Source organism: Hyphomicrobiales bacterium (assembly GCA_030688605.1).
Classification (GTDB): domain Bacteria; phylum Pseudomonadota; class Alphaproteobacteria; order Rhizobiales; family NORP267; genus JAUYJB01.
In genome coordinates this window covers 1-15,962 of the sequence record JAUYJB010000027.1, presented here as the reverse complement: position 1 = coordinate 15,962, position 15,962 = coordinate 1, and the positions used below count along the sequence as shown (strand labels likewise).

Here is a 15,962-nt window from a genome sequence, read left to right as displayed (position 1 = left end):
GACGCGAACGGATGAACGGAAAAACACCGCTGGCGGGGCGTTGACGCGCCGCTAAAAAAATTAGATCGCGGTGCCGAATCGCCCCGCCTCCCCTCATACCCTCGCGCCCCCAAGGGCGGCGGGAGGAACGGCGCGTGCCCGCCCGCCGGGCTGAGCGCCCTCGAAAGTTCAGGATCGCAGGTCCATATGGTTCCCTATAACCATGAACCGCTCTAGTATCGCGCCAGGACCTTGCCGAGAGAACCGTAAGGGCAGATTGCCGTGAACTGGATCAACAACGTCGTCAGGCCGAAAATCCGCGGCATCCTGCGCAAGCGGGAGCTGCCGGACAATCTGTGGGTGAAATGCCCGGAGACCGGTCAGATGGTCTTCCATCGCGACCTGGAGGCGAACCAGTTCGTGATACCCGGGTCCGGCTATCACATGCGCATGGGCGCCAAGGCGCGGCTGAATTGGCTGTTCGACGACGGCAAGTTCGAGGAGATCGCGCTGCCGGAGGTGCCCGTCGACCCGCTCAAGTTCCGCGACGAGCGCCGCTATGTCGATCGGCTGAAGGACGCCCGCAGCAAGACCGGTCTTCAAGACGCCGTCAAGCTCGGCATCGGTCCACTCGACAGCCTGACCGTCGTCGTCGGCGTGCAGGATTTCGATTTCCTCGGCGGCTCCCTGGGCATGGCGGCGGGCGAGGCGGTGATCACCGGCATCGAGGCGGCGGTTGGGCGCGAGTGCCCGTTCATCATGTTTACGGCCTCCGGCGGCGCGCGCATGCAGGAAGGCGTTCTGTCGTTGATGCAGATGCCGCGCACGACGGTCGCCGTGCAGGAGCTGCGCGAGGCGGGACTGCCCTATCTGGTGGTGCTGACCAACCCGACCACCGGCGGGGTCACCGCCTCTTACGCCATGCTCGGCGACATTCACATCGCCGAGCCCGGCGCGCTGATCGGTTTTGCCGGCCCGCGGGTGATCGAGCAGACCATCCGCGAGAAGCTGCCGGAGGGCTTCCAGCGCTCGGAATATCTCTGGGAGCACGGCATGATCGACATGGTCGTTCATCGCCACGAATTGCGCGCGACGTTGAGCCGGCTGTGCCGGTTGCTCACCAAGCAGCCGGTGCTGGAGGCCGAATATCCGATGAGCGAAGTCGGGGAGGGGACCGCGGTGGCGCTCGTCTCCGACGGCGAGGATGCCGGGTCGCACCCCGACAAGTGATCCGCAGGCAGGCGCGACCGCGGTCGTAACCGCGCCAGGATTTCAGGCTCCGAACATGCAGCACAGCGACGTCATTCTCGAGCGGCTCTTGTCGCTGCATCCCAAGCAGATCGACCTCTCCCTGGAGCGCATCGAGCGCCTGCTTGAGGCGCTCGGTCATCCGGAGCGGCGGACGGCGCCGGTGATCCATATCGGCGGAACCAACGCCAAGGGCTCGGTCGCCGCCTATTGCCGCGCGATCCTGGAGGCGGCGGACAAGCGCGTCCACGTCTATACCTCGCCGCATCTGGTGCGCTTTCACGAGCGCATCAGGCTCGCCTATTCCGACGGCAGCAACTTCGTTGCCGAGGAGGAACTCACCGAGGCGCTCGGCTTCTGCGAGAAGGTCAATGACGGCGCCCCGATCACCTTCTTCGAGATCACCACCGCGGCGGCGCTGATGCTGTTTGCCCGCCATCCGGCCGACTATCTCATCCTCGAGGTCGGTCTCGGCGGTCGGCTCGACGCGACCAATGTCATCGACAGGCCCGCCGTCAGCGTGATTACGCCGGTGGCGCTGGATCATCAGCAATTCCTGGGCGATAGCATCGAAGAGATCGCCTTCGAGAAGGCCGGCATTCTGAAACCCGACGTGCCGTGCGTCGTCGCCGCGCAGAGCGATGCGGCGCTCGCCGTGATCCGCACGCAAGCCGCGCGCCGGCACAGCCCGCTGTTCATCTGCGGCCAGGACTGGCAGGTCTACGAGCAGCACGGCCGGCTGATCTTCCAGGACGACACGGGCCTGTTCGACCTCGATCTGCCGCGCCTGCCCGGCCGGCATCAGATCGACAATGCCGGTGCCGCCATCGAGACGGTGCGGGTGCTGATGGGCTCGCGGCTCGATCCGGCCGTCATCGATGCAGGCCTCGGGCGCGCCGAATGGCCGGCGCGCCTGCAGCGGCTCGACCCGGAAAGGATGCGCGCGGACGTGCCGACGGAGGCCGAGCTGTGGCTTGACGGCGGCCACAACCCGGCCGCCGGCGTCGTCCTGGCGCAGGCCATGTCGGAGCTCGAGGAGCGGGTGTCGCGGCCGCTCGTTCTGGTCTGCGGGATGATCAACACCAAGGATGCGGCCGGGTTTCTGAGGCCGTTCGCGGGCCTTGCCGAACGCGTCGTGACGCTGGCCATCCCGGCGGAGAAAAACGCGATACCGTCGCTTGAGCTCGCCAAGATCGCGCGCGCGGCCGGCCTGACCGCCGAGCCGGCGGCGAGCCTCGAGCAGGCGCTCGCCCGCGCCGGACAGGGCCCGACCGCGCCGCGCATCCTGATCTGCGGCTCGCTCTACCTCGCCGGCCGGGTGCTCGCGGCCTATCGCGGTTAGAATCTTGTCTGTTGAAAAACTAGATCGACTGCTTGATCCAATCGATGAGCCGGCTTTTCGGCTGCACGCCGACCTGGGTGCCGGCGACCTGACCGTCCTTGAACAGCATCAGCGTCGGGATGGCGCGCACTCCGTATCTCGACGGCGTGTTCGGGTTGTCGTCGATATTGATCTTGGCAATCTTGATTTGACCGGCCATCTCGCCGGCGATCTCCTCGAGCGCCGGGGAAATCTGCCGGCACGGGGCGCACCATTCCGCCCAGAAGTCGACCACCACCGGCGTGCCGGAGGCCAAGACGTCGGCCTCGAAGGTTGCGTCCGACACCTGCTCTGCTGCCATGGAATCCTCGTTTGATTCGTGCGCCCGTCGGGGCTCGGTTCGGCCCGCAACGTAGGTAGGCCTGTGCTTGGCGTCAAGGTGCGTTCACCCGATCATGCGCTTTCACCGCCTGGTCCAGAAGTGCGCCCGGCATCGGCATCGCGACGGGGCCGGCGGTCCATATGATGAGCGCCTCTATGGTCTTTCCGGGAAACAGCTTTTGCAGCGCCGCGCGGTAGGCGGCAAGCTGCGCGACATAGGCGCGCGGGGCTTCCCCGGCGCTCGCCGGCACCTGCCGGTTGGTCTTGAAGTCGGCGATCAGAACGGCGTCCTCACGCACGACCAAACGGTCGATCTGGCCGGAGATCATGATAGGCCGGCCGCTCTGCGCATCGCGTCCGATCGGGCCGCCAATGGAAACCTCGGCGCGGCTGTCCGGCCCGAACAGCGGGGCGAGGTCGACATGGCCGATGAGGGCGAGGACCTCCTCGGCGATCTGCCGGCGCTCGGCGTCGGCAAGCTCGGGGGCGAACCGCTGCAAGAGCTGCAACGCGGCCTGCGGCCGCGCCGCGGCCGCCACCTCAGGCAGGCGTTCGAGCAGGCGGTGGATCAGATTGCCGCGGGCAAGCGCCGCCGCCCGCGTCGCGGCCTCGGTGCCCAGGTGCTGCGGCCCGCGTTCCTCGCCCGCCTCGATCATGGCGGAGGGGATGAGGGGGATCGCCGCCGGCCCCGGCTGCGGCGCGGGGCGCCGTGCCCAGTTCGGCAATTCCTCCTCCGGCTCGGCCTCTTCGGCAACGAATGGTCCAGCCGCGGCAGCCGTGCCGCGCGCGAATTGCCAGGCGACCGGCTCTTCGCCGCTCTTGCCGGCGAGCGGCGTCAGCACCGGCCGCAGGGCGTTGGCGATCAGCTCGTACCAGCATCCCTCGGGCAAGGTCTTGGTGGCCTGTGCGCCGCAGACATAGAGGCAGTCCTCGGCCCGCGTCATGGCGACATAGAGGAGGCGGCGATACTCGGCCATCTGCGCGGCGCGGACGCGCTCGCGCGCCGCTTGCACCGCCTGCGGCTGGGTCTCCTGTTTGCCCGGCGCCCAGACCAGCGGCGCGGCGGCGCCGGGCACGCGGCTCGGCGCCTCGAGAGTGAACAGCGGCCCGTCGTGGCGCCCGCCCGGCACCTCGCAGGTATCCGGCAGAAACACGATCGGCGCTTCCAGGCCCTTGGCGCCGTGCACGGTCATGATGCGCACCTCGCCCTTTGCCTGCTCCATGTTGCGCTTGATATCGGCCGATTGGCCGCGCATCCACTGCACGAAGCCCTGCAGGCTCGCCGCCGCGCCCCGCTCATAGGCGAGCGCCAGATTGAGGAATTCATCGAGCGCGTCGGCGGCTTCCGGGCCGAGCCGCGACAGGAGCTTGCGCCGCCCCTTCATGGGGCCGAGAACGGCTGCAAAAAAGGCGAAAGGCGGCCCGAAGTCGGCCCTTGCCCGCAATTGCGAGACGAACGCGAAGGCGTCCGGGTATGGCGCTTCGGCGCGGCCCGCCTCGAGCGCCTGCCACAGCGTGCCGGTCCGGTTCGCGCAAAGCGCAAACAGCCGCTCTTCGTCGAGCCCGACGAGCGGGCTTTTCAGGACCGTTGCAAGCGAAAGATCGTCTTCCGGCAGCAGCGCCACGTCAGCGGCGGCGAGAAGATCCATCACCGCGATATGATCCCGCAGCACCAGCCGGTCGGCGCCGGCGACGGGAATGTTCTTCGCCCGCAGGGCGGCGACCAGCGCGTCGACGAACTCGTTACGCCGCCGGACCAGGATCAGAATGTCGCCGGGCGCGATCGGCCGGCCCTGGCTCTGCAGCAACGTCTTGTCCGTCCTCCAGCCGGCGATGGTGGCGGCGATCCTGATTGCCAAGCGCGCGCGCGGGCTTTCAGAGTCGAAGCGGTCGAGCGGAGCATCCCAGGGATCGGGCGTCGTTCTCGGCTCCGCCGTTTCCGGCGCCCACAGCTCGACCAGGCCCGGCGCCTTGTCGCGAACCGGCTCGTGCACGACCGGCGTCGCACCGGCCGCGAGCCCCTCGCGCGCCTCGGGCGCCGCGAAGACGCGGTCGACCGCCTCCAGGACGGCCGGGCCGGACCGGAAGGAGACGGTCAGCGGCACGCGGGCCCAGGGGCGGCCGGCCTCGCCGACGCGGCGCTCGAAATAGCGCCGCATCTCGTCGAATTTGACCGGGTCGGCGCCCTGGAAGGAGTAGATCGATTGCTTCTCGTCGCCGACCGCGAACAGCGTCCGCTCCGCCTCGCGCGCGCCTTCGCCGGCAAGCCCTTCTTCGGCGAGCATGCGGACGATCTCCCATTGTTGCGGGCTCGTGTCCTGCGCCTCGTCGATCAGAATGTGGTCGATGCCGCCATCGAGCTTGTAGAGCACCCACTGGGCGGCCTCGACGCGGGTCAGAAGCGCATGGGTCTTGGCGATGAGATCGTCATAGTCGAGCAGGCCGCGCGCCTGTTTGAGCGCGGCGTAACGGTCGAGCACCGCGTCGGCAAGGCGGAACAGGGCGGCGCTGGCGGCATGGGCCTCCTGGGAGCGCAACTGCTCGACGATGGCGGCCAGGCGCTCGTGCTCGTCGGCGAGCCGGACGGCGAGGTCCGGATGCGCGTCGGCCAGAGTCTTGGTCATCAGCCGTGTCCGCGGCTTGCCCTGGCCGGTGAAGAAGACCGACTGATAGGCTTCGCTGCGCGCTTCGCCGCCGGCGGCAAGGGCGCGGGCAAGATCGCCGGCGCGATCGGCGTCGGTCTTGGCGCCGGAGGACATCAGCGCGTCGATGGCCGCCGGCCAGTCCGATGGCGGGAACAGCGGCGAGTTGGCGATGCTCTGCTTCAATGCCGCCGGATCGTCGTTCGGGTCGACGCCGAGCGCCATGGCGAGATCGTCCAGGGCGGCGTCAAGGTCGCCCTGCTCGCGGATCCAGCGCCGCAGCGTCTCGCGTTCGCTCACCACGGCGCTGACGAGTTTGGAGAACTGGATTTCGCCGCTGAAGCTCGCGAGCGTATCGAGGGCCGCGGCCAACGGCCCGCCGGAGTCACGGGCGGCCCCGGCGATCACCGCGGCTTCGGCGCGGTCCTGCAGATCGGCTGCGGTCGCCTCGTCGAGCACGTCGAAATGCGCCGCCACATTGGCCTCGAAGGGAAACTGGTGCAGCACCCGCTCGGCGAAGGCGTGGATGGTCTGGATCTTGATGCCGCCCGGCGTCTCCAGCGCTCGGGCGAACAGCTTGCGCGCCTCATTCAGATCTTCCGGCTGCGGCGGCCGCCGCTCCAGGTCCGCGAGTTCCTTGACGAGCGCCTTGTCGCTCATCGTCGCCCACTTGCCGAGGTCGGCGAAGACCCGCTTGGCCATCTCGGCGGCGGCCGCACGGGTGAATGTCAGGCACAAGATGCGGCCGGGATCGACGCCGCGGCGCAACAGCCGCAGCACCCGGCGCGCCAGCACGAAGGTCTTGCCGGAGCCGGCCGACGCGCTGACCCAGGCGGAATGGGCCGGATCGCTGGCCGTTGTCTGATCCGGCGTCGGCCCGCCGCGGATGGGAGAAACGCTCATTCGCCGCTACCGTCGCCCTGGCGCGACCATTCCTTGACGCGGGCAAGATGGTCGTAAGGCCCGAAACGCGACAGGAACATGGGGTGCGGGCGCGACAGATAGGGCGTTTGCGGATCGTCGAAGCCAGCGACTTTCCGTTTAAGGCCCTCGAGCGCTTCAGCGGCAAGGTCCTGCGGCGTCTTGTCGGCGATCTCGCGCACCGCGCCCGGCGGCGTCGCGCCCGACAGCGAGATATAGGCAAGACGGCTGACAGAGGCCCTCGGCAGGCCCGCTTCGTCGAAGCCGCCCTCAAGCGCAATGGCCGCTTCGAGCGAAAGCTGCGGGCTCAATCCGGATGCCACCTGACTGCCGGACGGGACCTGCCCGGTCTTGTAGTCGAGGATCGCCAGCGTGCCGTCCGCGCGCACGTCGATGCGGTCGGCCCGGGCGCTCAAACGGAAGGGACCGGCCGGTCCGGCGACCTCGATCTCGCCGCGCAATTCGGTGAAGGAACGCGAAATCGTGCCCGCCTCCTCGGCATGGAACCGTGCGAACCAGGCGGCCGCGCGCAAGAAACGCCGCCACCAGAAGGCCTTGACCTCCGGGGCGTCGGGAAGTCCGGCGAACAGGCCCCGGCCGATATCCCTGAGCCGGTCGAAAGCCAAGTCCGCGTCCGCCGCGCCGCCGTCGCGGAAGAAGCGATGCAGCACATCGTGAACAAGCGCGCCGCGATCGGCGGCGTCGAGCGCCTCGTCGAGCGGATCGAGCGGTTCGAGCTTCAGCACATGCTTGGCGTAGATCGCGTAAGGGTCGCGGATCCAGGTCTCGATCTCGGTGACCGAGAGCTTGCGCGGCCGGCTCGCGACCGGCGGCCGGGGGGCAGGCGCCGGGATCGGCTGCCACCGGCCCGGATCATCGAGACGGCGGGCAAGCTTAAGCCACGGCTCGCCGGTGCGCTGCAGCGCCTTAAGCCCTCCGGCCGGCTGCAGCACCGCGTCGAGGCGCAACAGAAAGCGCGATTCGACGCTCGGGTCGCCGTTGACGCGCTCGGCGCGAGTCAGCACGACCTCGGGTGCCGCGAAACCTTGGGCGAAATCGTGGGCGGCAAGGCCGATGCGCCGCTCCGGCGCCGGCAGGCCAAGCTTTTCGCGCATGGCGCGGCTGAGCCACGGGTCGGTGCGCGTGTCGGCCGGCCAGGTGCCTTCATTGAGGCCGCCAAGGATGACGAGGTCGAAGCGCAGAAGCCGCGCTTCGAGGAGGCCCAGAATGTGCAAGCGCGGATGGGCGGGGCGTTGCGGACGCACCGGCCGGCCGGCGGCGAGCGCGGCGAACAGGCCCGGATAGTCGGAACGGTGGATCGTCCAACCGGGGTCGATGCCGCCGGCAAGGGCGTCGAACAGCGCCGCCAGCGCTTCGCCCGCCGGTTGCTCGAACAGCGTCTGGGTGCTGCCGGTCTGGTCGGCGGCGAAGGCTTCGCACAGCGTCCTGTGTGCCTCCACGAACCGCGCCGCCTGCACGTCGCCGGCTGCAAGATCGATGCGGCCCATGGCGGCCGCAAGCTGAGCCAGGAGCCTTTCCGCAACCGCCCAGTCAGCCGCGCTCAGGCGTCGCCGCGCCGCGTCTTTCTCTTCCCCCTTCTCGATGGCCGCCCGCGCGGCCTCCACGGCGCGTTTGAGCCCGTCTACGCTCGGCTCGGGCCGCGGCCCGCGCAAGACCGCGATTTCCAGAACCCTGGCCGCGCGCCGCAGCGTCTCGGGCGCCATGCCGAGGCGGGCCAATGGATGCTTGAGGAGCGAGAGCAGGAGAACCGGCTCCAATCCGTCGGCGACAAGCGCGGCGGTGTGGCGCGCGAACAGGCCCGGCGCGGTCAAGGCAAGCGGCGTGCCGGCGGAATCGTCGACGGCGATATCCCAGCGGGCAAGCTCGGCCTGCACCCGGCGGGCAAGGCCGCGGTCGGGGCTTATCAGGGCCGCCGTGCGCTTGGGGTCTTCGGCTGCCTCGCGCATCATCAAGGCGATGGCGAGCGCCTCCTCCTCGACGGTGCGGGCGCAGACATAGGTGAGGCCCGAAAGCGCGTCGGCAAGATCGGATGTTGCAGCCGATGCCTCGGCGGCCCAAGTCGCGGTGCGTTCGGCGGGCCGCAGCGCGGCGGCCGACAGCCGGGTCCGGGCCCGGCTCGCCGCGCTTTGCGGCGCCGCGCCGAGGGGGCGTACGTGCTTGCGCTCGGCGCCCATGCCGGCAAGCAGGCGGGCCATGCCGTGCTGAGGGTGCGACGGGGTGGTGAGGATTTCGGCCCAGTCGCCGTCGTCGCAGTCCCGGTCGAGGCCGGGAAGGATGACGGCCCCGTTGGGCAGGCCGGCGATGACGCCCAACAGCCGCGCCGTCGCCGGAATGCTGCCCGTCGAGCCGGCGGCGATGATGGGGGTCGTGGGGCGGATGCGGGCAAGACGCGCGGCTTCCGCTTCGATCAGCGCGTTGCGCCGCGCCGCCGGCGAGACAAGGCCGCGCTCGGCGAGGATTCTCGGCCAGGTCTCGCTGACGATCTCGAGAAAGGCGAGCGCGATCTGCCAGTAGCGGGCAAAGCCGTCGGGGACGACCTCGCCGAGCCGGGCAAAGTCGATGCCTTCCGTCTCCATCGCGTCGATCAGGCGGGCAAGTTCGGCGGCAAGCCGCGCCGCCATGGCCGGAGAGCCGGGGATCAGCGGTGCTTCATCCTCGGCAAGCTCCAGGACCGATGCCGCGGCCGAGGCGCCCCATCGTTCCACAAGCCGCGTCAGCAGGAGCTGGCGGTCGAGGGTGCCGATCGCCGGACCCAGCGCGTCCGTAGCTGCGGAGTCGGCCGGGAAGTCCGGCACCAGGTCGGGGTCGAAGGCGAGGTCGGCGACGTCGATATCGCCGAGGGCACGGATGCGCGGCAGGATCGACGGCCCGGCCGCGGCTTGTTGCACGAGCGCGTCGGCGAAGGCGCGGCAGGCGCGGCGCGTCGGCACCAGCACCAGAACGTCGGCGAGCGCAAAGGGATTTGCCGCATCGCCGATGCCGGGAAACAGCGTGCCGTCCCTGAGCGCGCCGGCAAGCCGTTCCAGGAACGCCGCGCCGGACGGGACGGTCAGGACGTTGGGGCCGCGGCCGGTTTTCAGCATGACCTAATCAGTCTCGGCTCAAGCGCGGTTGGCCGCAAGGCGTTCCTCGGCTTGCTCGAGTGCCGCCGGCGATCCGATATGCATCCAGTCGCCCTCGTGGACGAGGCCGTGCAGCCGTCCCTTGGCGATCGCCTGGTCGAAAAGGACGTTCAGGGAAAATGCGCCCTGCGACGCGCCGGCAAAAAGTCGCGGATGGATCAGGCCGACCCCCATATAGACCAGGGCGTCGCGGTCGGTCTCTCCGCGCCGCCGCAGCCGGCCGTCGGCGGCGCGCACGAAATCGCCGCGACCAGCATAGCCGGTGCCGCACGCGGGCGGCACCAGCAGCAGGAGTGCGTCCATGAGCCTGGCGTCGAAGGCGTCGGCGAGCCGATAGAGCGCGGAACCGCGGCCGTCGCGCCAGATCGAATCCGAATTGAGCAGGTAGAAGGGGCGCCTCCCGATCAGCGGCAGGGCGCGGGCGATGCCGCCGCCGGTGTCGAGAAGCCCGTCGCGCTCGTCGGAGATCACGATCTCGGGATAGGACCAGCCGCGCAAATGCGCGATGACCTGTTCGCCCAGATGGTGGATATTGACGATAACGCGCTGGACCTCGGCGTCCTCCAAGGCGTCGAGCGCATGGTCGATTAGCGCCCTGCCGGCAAGCTCGATGAGCGGCTTCGGCCGCCTCAGAGTCAAGGGCAGCATGCGCAGGCCCTTGCCGGCGGCGAGGATCATCGCCGTCCGCGGCATGATGGTGGCATGGGAACGCCGCGCCATGGCGATCACGCGGCCCCCGAGAGCCGGCCAGGATCGAGCGCCTGGGGCAGGAAGCGGCGATACCAGGTCCTGAGGTCGGCGAGCGCCGGATGGTCGAGATCGCGGGCAAGGTAGCGGGCGACCCGCGGCAGGTGGGTGAGATAGGCGTCCTTGCCGTCGCGCCGCGAAAGACGGGTGAAGATCCCCAGGATCTTGCTGTTGCGCTGGGCGCCGAGAAGCAGGTAGGCGGCGCGGAAACGGTCCGGGTCGAAGACCTTCTCGCGCCGCGCGGCGGCGACATAGCGGTCAAGGAGAATCGATTCGAGACGTTCGGGAACATCGACGCGCGCATCTTGTAACAGCGCCACTAGGTCGTAGGCCGGGTGGCCGAAGACGGCGTCCTGGAAGTCGAGGAGGCCGATCCGGGCGATGCCGCTGCGCTCGGCGAGCCACATCAGGTTGGGCGAATGGTAGTCGCGCAAGACCAGGGCCGGCGCGTCATCGCGCAATATCGCGAACGCGGCCGACCACAGGGCGGAGAATTCTTCTCTGGCCTCCGGTGAAACCGGCCCGGGGCCGAAGGCGGGCGCGAACCAGTCGATCAGGAGTTCCGTCTCGACGGCGAGCGCCGCGTCGCAATAGGGCGGCACGTGATGGATCCGCCCCGCGCCGAGGTTAACTTGGGCCGGCCAGGACTGAGCGCGCATGGCGATCAGCAAGTCGACGGCGGCGGCAAAGCGCTCCGGCAAGGGCGCGCCGGCCGGCGAGAGGAAGGTCTCCTCGCCGAAATCCTCGATGAGCACGAACCCTTGATCGAGGTCGGCGGCGAGAATTTCCGGTGCGCTGAAGCCCTTTTCACGCAACACCGCGTCGATGGCGATGAACGCTGAGACATGCTCGGCAAGGTGCGCAATGGCGCTGTAGGGCTTGCCGTCGCGGAGCGGCGGTCCGTCGGGTCGTGCCGGCGCGTTCATGAGGATGGCGCTGCCGCCGGGACGGCTGAGCCGCTCATAGGCGCGGTGCGAGGCATCGCCATGCAGGTGCCGCCGCTGCGCTCCGCCCCAGCTGGCCCCGGCGATGAAGCCGGCAAGGGCGCGCAGCCTGTCGAGCCGCGCCGCCCAGCCGCCATAGCCGACAAGGCGCACGCGACGCTCCCCGTCCTTGGCGCCGAACGCGATTTGCACCTCGAGGCGCTCTCCGGGCAGCATCTTGCCGGCGCGCTCCGGCCACTCGATGAGCGTAACGCCGTCGGCCAGCGCCTCCTCGAAGCCGAGCTCGATGAGGGCGGAGGCGTCGTCGAGACGATAAAGGTCGAAATGGGCGAGCCGAAACCGGGCAAGCGCGTAGGTCTGCACCAGGGTGAAGGTCGGGCTCGGCACCTCCTCGATCGGCTCCGGCGCGGCTAGCGTGCGGATGAGGGCCCTGGCAAAGGCGGTCTTGCCGGCGCCCAGAGGGCCCAGGAGCGCGATCACGTCGCCGCGGTCAAGCGCCGGCGCGAGGGCTTCGGCGAGGCCCGCCAATTCCTTCTCCGAGGCGATGTCGTGGTCCCAACTCGACAGCATGGGCGAGGTGTTAGACCGGATTCAGGTCATATGGAACCATTTGAGCGGGAACCGCTCTAGCTGTCCGCCCGCGCGGCCCGGTCCTTCTCGCCCGGCCAAGTGCTCTGGGCGGCTTGAGAGCGGTGCCGGCGGCTCTTGGCGACGTCTGGCGAAATCGGAAACACACAGGTCACCGTCGTGCCCTGGCCGGGTTGAGATTCAAGTCGCACTTCGCCGCCATGCAGCTCGACCAGGCTCTTGACGATGGACAGGCCCAATCCGGCGCCGCGCTGGCCTGAGCCCTCGCCATGGCTCTCGAACCGCTCGAAGATCATCGTCTGCAGCTCAGGCGCAATGCCCGTTCCCTCGTCGGTGACCGAGAGCAGCACATCGTCTCCCCGGCGCGCGCAGGCCACGCGCACGCGACTGCCGGCGCGCGCATAGGTGATGGCGTTGGCGAGCAGGTTGAACAGAACCTGGGTCACGCGCTTGGCGTCAGCGATGAAGGTGCCGATGTCGCCGGCGTCCTGAATCTCGAGCTCCACATTGGCTTCCTGCAGGCGATCGCCCAGGCCGTGCGCCGCCGTCGCCATGACCGCGTTGAGGTCGACCGGGGCGAAATCCAGCTCCATGGTGCCGGCGTCGATGGTGGCCAAGTCGAGAATGTCGTTGATGATGGCCAGGAGCGCATGACTCGAGGTCAGAACGTGCTCGGTATATGCGCGCTGCTTGTCGGTGAGCGGGCCGGTCTCGTCGCGGGCCAGGAGGTCGGTATAACCGGTAATCGTCGTCAGCGGCGCCCGCAGCACATAGGATACATGGCGAATGAAGGTGGTCTTTATGCGGTCGGCCGCCTCCAGCGCTTCGTTGCGCTCGCGCAGTGCCCGCTCGGCAAGGGCGGCGTCGGTCACGTCCATGAAGGTCACCAGCGTATCGCTTCCGGGCAGGGGAACGGTGAGACAGTCCATGACCGTCCCGTCCGGCCGCTCGAAACGGAACGATTCGCCCTGGCGGCCCTCGTCGAGGGAGGTGACCCGGGCCTTGAGCTTGTTCCAGGCCTCCGGGTTGTCCATCAGCACGCGCGACCAGGAGATGACCTCGTCGATATGAGGCTCGGCCTCGAGCTGGCTCGGGGCAAGCCGCCAAAGCCTGGCAAAAGCGGAATTGAACAGGCGCAGCCGGCCGTCGCTGGAGAACAGGGCGACGCCCTCGTTCAGATTGTCGAGGGTCTCCCGCTGCACGTTCATGAGCGCGTTGTGGCGGCTTTGCAGCTGCAAGGTCTCGGTGACATTGTCATAGAGATAGGTCACGCCGCCTTGGGGATGCGGCTCGGCGACGACGCGCAGGGTCTGGCCGTCGGGGAGGTGCCACCATTGCTCGATCGGCTCCAGGCTGGTGTAGCTGGCGAGCTGCTTGGCCTTCCAGGCGCGGTAGTCGGCCTGCTCCGGCAGGCGGCCTGAAACCCGCAGCGCATCCAGAATGTCGCCGTCGCCGGGAGCCGCGTCGAGCCATCGCTCGTCGAGCCGCCACAGGGCGCGATAGGCGGCGTTGCAGAAGCGCAGCTTGCGATCCGGCCCGAAGATGGCGACCGCAGTGGCGATCTGGTCGAGCGTGCGGGCATGGGCCTCGACGTGTCGGCTGAGCTCGTCGCGCACCGCCTCGATCTCGGAGATGTCGCGGGCCAGCGCCGCGCTCTGGGCCCCGACATGCACCGCGTTGACCGCATAGGTGACCCGCTGGCCGCCGACCACCGCGCTGACCGTGTCCGAGAACGGCTTATTGTCGTTGAGCGCGGCGGCGATCCTGGCGCGCGAGGATTCTTCCAGCAGCTCTCTTTTCTGGGCAATCGAGGTCTGCGGGTCGGGGGCGCCGACGGCGCGCGCATAGGCGGGATTGACCCAGGTGATGCGACCGTCGGCATCGCGCAACCACATCGGCACCTCGGTGGCATCGAGCAGGGCGCGCAGGCCCGACAGTTCGCGGTCGAGTTCAGCCGCCGTCTCGTGCAACTGCATCTGCTCGAGCCGGTCGCCGGAGACGTTGCGCAGTATCAGCACCGCTTCGCCGCCGGCCGTGCGACCCTGCGCTTCCAGCCGGTGGCCGCCCTTGGTGCGGACGATGGCGTCGAACCCATCGCCGTTTTCGGCGAGCTTGGCGATGAGATCGTCGAGCGTTTGCGCCGATCCGCTCGCCAGCCAGCCGTAAAACGCGACGATGGCGGCGTCGTTGCGCGGCAATTCGTCGATCCCAGTCAGCTTGCCGTGAACGACGGGCCCTTCGGCGCCATAGACGATGCTCAGCTGGTCCTGCGCCTCGAGCACCGCCTCGGTGCGGTCGAGGTCGGCGCGCAACGCCGCCAGCTCGGTTCGCTGCCGGCGCAGCACCCGGGCCAGTCTGCGGCGCGCCGCGATGAAGCCCGTAGCCAGTACCAGGAGCACCACCCCAAGGCCGAGGATGATGCTGAGATTGGCGATCAGACGCGGGTCAGTAGGGCCGGAGACGAACCAGGGCTCGGCGAGCCCGGCCAGCAGCTCCTTTGCCTGCGCGGCCGAAACCGCCGCGGCGTATCCCGCAATGATCAGAAGAGCCGAGCAGGCGGCACAGGAAATGGCGAGCCTGTGCCCCAATATGCTCCGGTCTCGAGCCGACATGTGAGCGCCCCTTCAGCCATCGCAACTCGATACCCACCTGACACAAGCCCCCCGCCCGCGCCGACGGCGCAGGGCGAATCACTCGGAAATTTAAACACATTCGGGGACTCTGCCCACCGGCTAAAGCATTGACCGGTCAAATGGTCTCATATGACCGGCAATCGCTGTGGCGCATTGTCCGCTCTAGTAGCGGTAATAGTCGGGCTTGAAGGGGCCCTGCGGCGAAACGCCGATATAGGCGGCCTGGGCGGCGCTCAGCTCGGTCAGACGAACGCCGAGCTTGTCGAGATGCAGAGCCGCGACCTTTTCGTCGAGATGCTTGGGGAGCACATGCACCTGGCGCTGGTAGCGGTCCGGGTGCTGCCACAGCTCCATTTGGGCGAGCACCTGGTTGGTGAAGGAGGCGGACATGACGAAACTCGGATGGCCCGTGGCGTTGCCGAGATTGACCAGCCGGCCCTCGGACAACAGCAATATCCGCTTGCCGTCGGGGAACTCGATCATGTCGACCTGCGGCTTGACGTTGGTCCATTTGAAATTCCGCAGCGCCTCGACCTGGATCTCATTGTCGAAATGGCCGATGTTGCAGACGATCGCCATGTCCTTCATCGCCCGCATATGGTCGAGCGTGATGACGTCCCTGTTGCCGGTGGCGGTGACGTATATGTCCGCGATCGCCACCGCATCCCCGATCTGCTTGACGTCGAAGCCCTCCATGGCCGCCTGCAAGGCGCAGATCGGGTCGACCTCGGTGACGATGACGCGCGCGCCGGCGCCGCGCAGCGACTGCGCCGAGCCCTTGCCGACATCGCCATAGCCGCAGACCACGGCGACCTTGCCGGCCATCATCACGTCGGTGGCGCGGCGGATGCCGTCGACCAGCGACTCGCGGCAGCCGTACCGGTTGTCGAACTTTGACTTGGTGACCGAATCGTTGACATTGATCGCCGGAAACGGCAGCTCACCCTTCTTGTGCATCTCGTAAAGGCGATGCACGCCCGTCGTCGTTTCCTCGGTGACGCCGCGGATGGCCTCCTGGACCTTCGAGAACCAGCCGGGCGATGCGTCAAGCCGCGCTTCGATGCGCGCATAGAGCTCTTCCTCCTCGGCGTTCTTCGGGTTGGCGAGGAGAGATGGGTCGCTTTCCGCCTTGGCGCCGAGCAGGACCAGAAGCGTCGCATCGCCGCCATCGTCGAGGATCATGTTGGCGGTCTTGCCGTCGGGCCACTCGAAAATCCGGTCGACGAAGCCCCAATAGTCGTTCAGCGATTCGCCCTTGAAGGCGTAAACCGGCGTGCCGGCGGCGGCGATGGCGGCGGCGGCGTGATCCTGGGTGGAGAAGATGTTGCACGAGGCCCAGCGCACGTCGGCCCCCAACGCCTGCAGGGTCTCGATCAGCACCGCGGTCTGGATGGTCATGTGCAACGACCCGGTGA

The 15,962-nt window shown here is 68.5% G+C and carries 9 protein-coding genes; 2 read left to right on the top strand and 7 right to left on the bottom strand.

Annotated features, from left to right (window positions below; translation table 11 throughout):
• Positions 1-261 precede the first annotated feature (261 nt).
• Both accD and Q8P46_03440 read left to right on the top strand, forming a co-directional pair.
• Positions 262-1,209, top strand: coding sequence for an acetyl-CoA carboxylase, carboxyltransferase subunit beta (gene accD / locus Q8P46_03445; GenBank protein MDP2619221.1), 948 nt, complete (start codon positions 262-264; stop codon positions 1,207-1,209).
• Between the two features lie 55 nt (positions 1,210-1,264).
• Positions 1,265-2,569, top strand: a complete 1,305-nt coding sequence (locus Q8P46_03440; GenBank protein ID MDP2619220.1) for a folylpolyglutamate synthase/dihydrofolate synthase family protein — start codon at positions 1,265-1,267, stop codon at positions 2,567-2,569.
• Positions 2,570-2,588: 19 nt separating this feature from the next.
• Here the strand turns inward: Q8P46_03440 and trxA are convergent, their stop codons facing one another.
• The 7 genes from trxA to ahcY form a co-directional block, all read right to left on the bottom strand.
• Positions 2,589-2,909 (bottom strand): thioredoxin, encoded by a 321-nt coding sequence (gene trxA, locus Q8P46_03435; GenBank protein ID MDP2619219.1) that lies wholly within the window; start codon positions 2,907-2,909, stop codon positions 2,589-2,591.
• A gap of 73 nt (positions 2,910-2,982) precedes the next feature.
• On the bottom strand, positions 2,983-6,474 hold the full coding sequence (gene addA, locus Q8P46_03430; GenBank protein MDP2619218.1) for a double-strand break repair helicase AddA: 3,492 nt from the start codon (positions 6,472-6,474) through the stop codon (positions 2,983-2,985).
• A complete protein-coding gene (addB, locus tag Q8P46_03425) occupies positions 6,471-9,596 on the bottom strand; it encodes a double-strand break repair protein AddB (protein MDP2619217.1) in 3,126 nt (1,041 codons plus the stop codon). Before addB ends, addA begins: the two co-directional genes overlap by 4 nt.
• An 18-nt stretch (positions 9,597-9,614) precedes the next feature.
• The gene (locus Q8P46_03420; protein ID MDP2619216.1) at positions 9,615-10,355 is read right to left on the bottom strand and encodes a nucleotidyltransferase family protein; all 741 of its coding nucleotides are present in this window, start codon (positions 10,353-10,355) and stop codon (positions 9,615-9,617) included.
• Positions 10,356-10,360: 5 nt separating this feature from the next.
• Positions 10,361-11,896, bottom strand: a complete 1,536-nt coding sequence (gene tsaE / locus Q8P46_03415) for a tRNA (adenosine(37)-N6)-threonylcarbamoyltransferase complex ATPase subunit type 1 TsaE (GenBank protein MDP2619215.1) — start codon at positions 11,894-11,896, stop codon at positions 10,361-10,363.
• Positions 11,897-11,952: 56 nt separating this feature from the next.
• Positions 11,953-14,526, bottom strand: coding sequence for a PAS-domain containing protein (locus Q8P46_03410; protein ID MDP2619214.1), 2,574 nt, complete (start codon positions 14,524-14,526; stop codon positions 11,953-11,955).
• Between the two features lie 183 nt (positions 14,527-14,709).
• On the bottom strand, positions 14,710-15,962 hold a 1,253-nt coding region (gene ahcY / locus Q8P46_03405), incomplete at its 5' end, for an adenosylhomocysteinase (protein ID MDP2619213.1).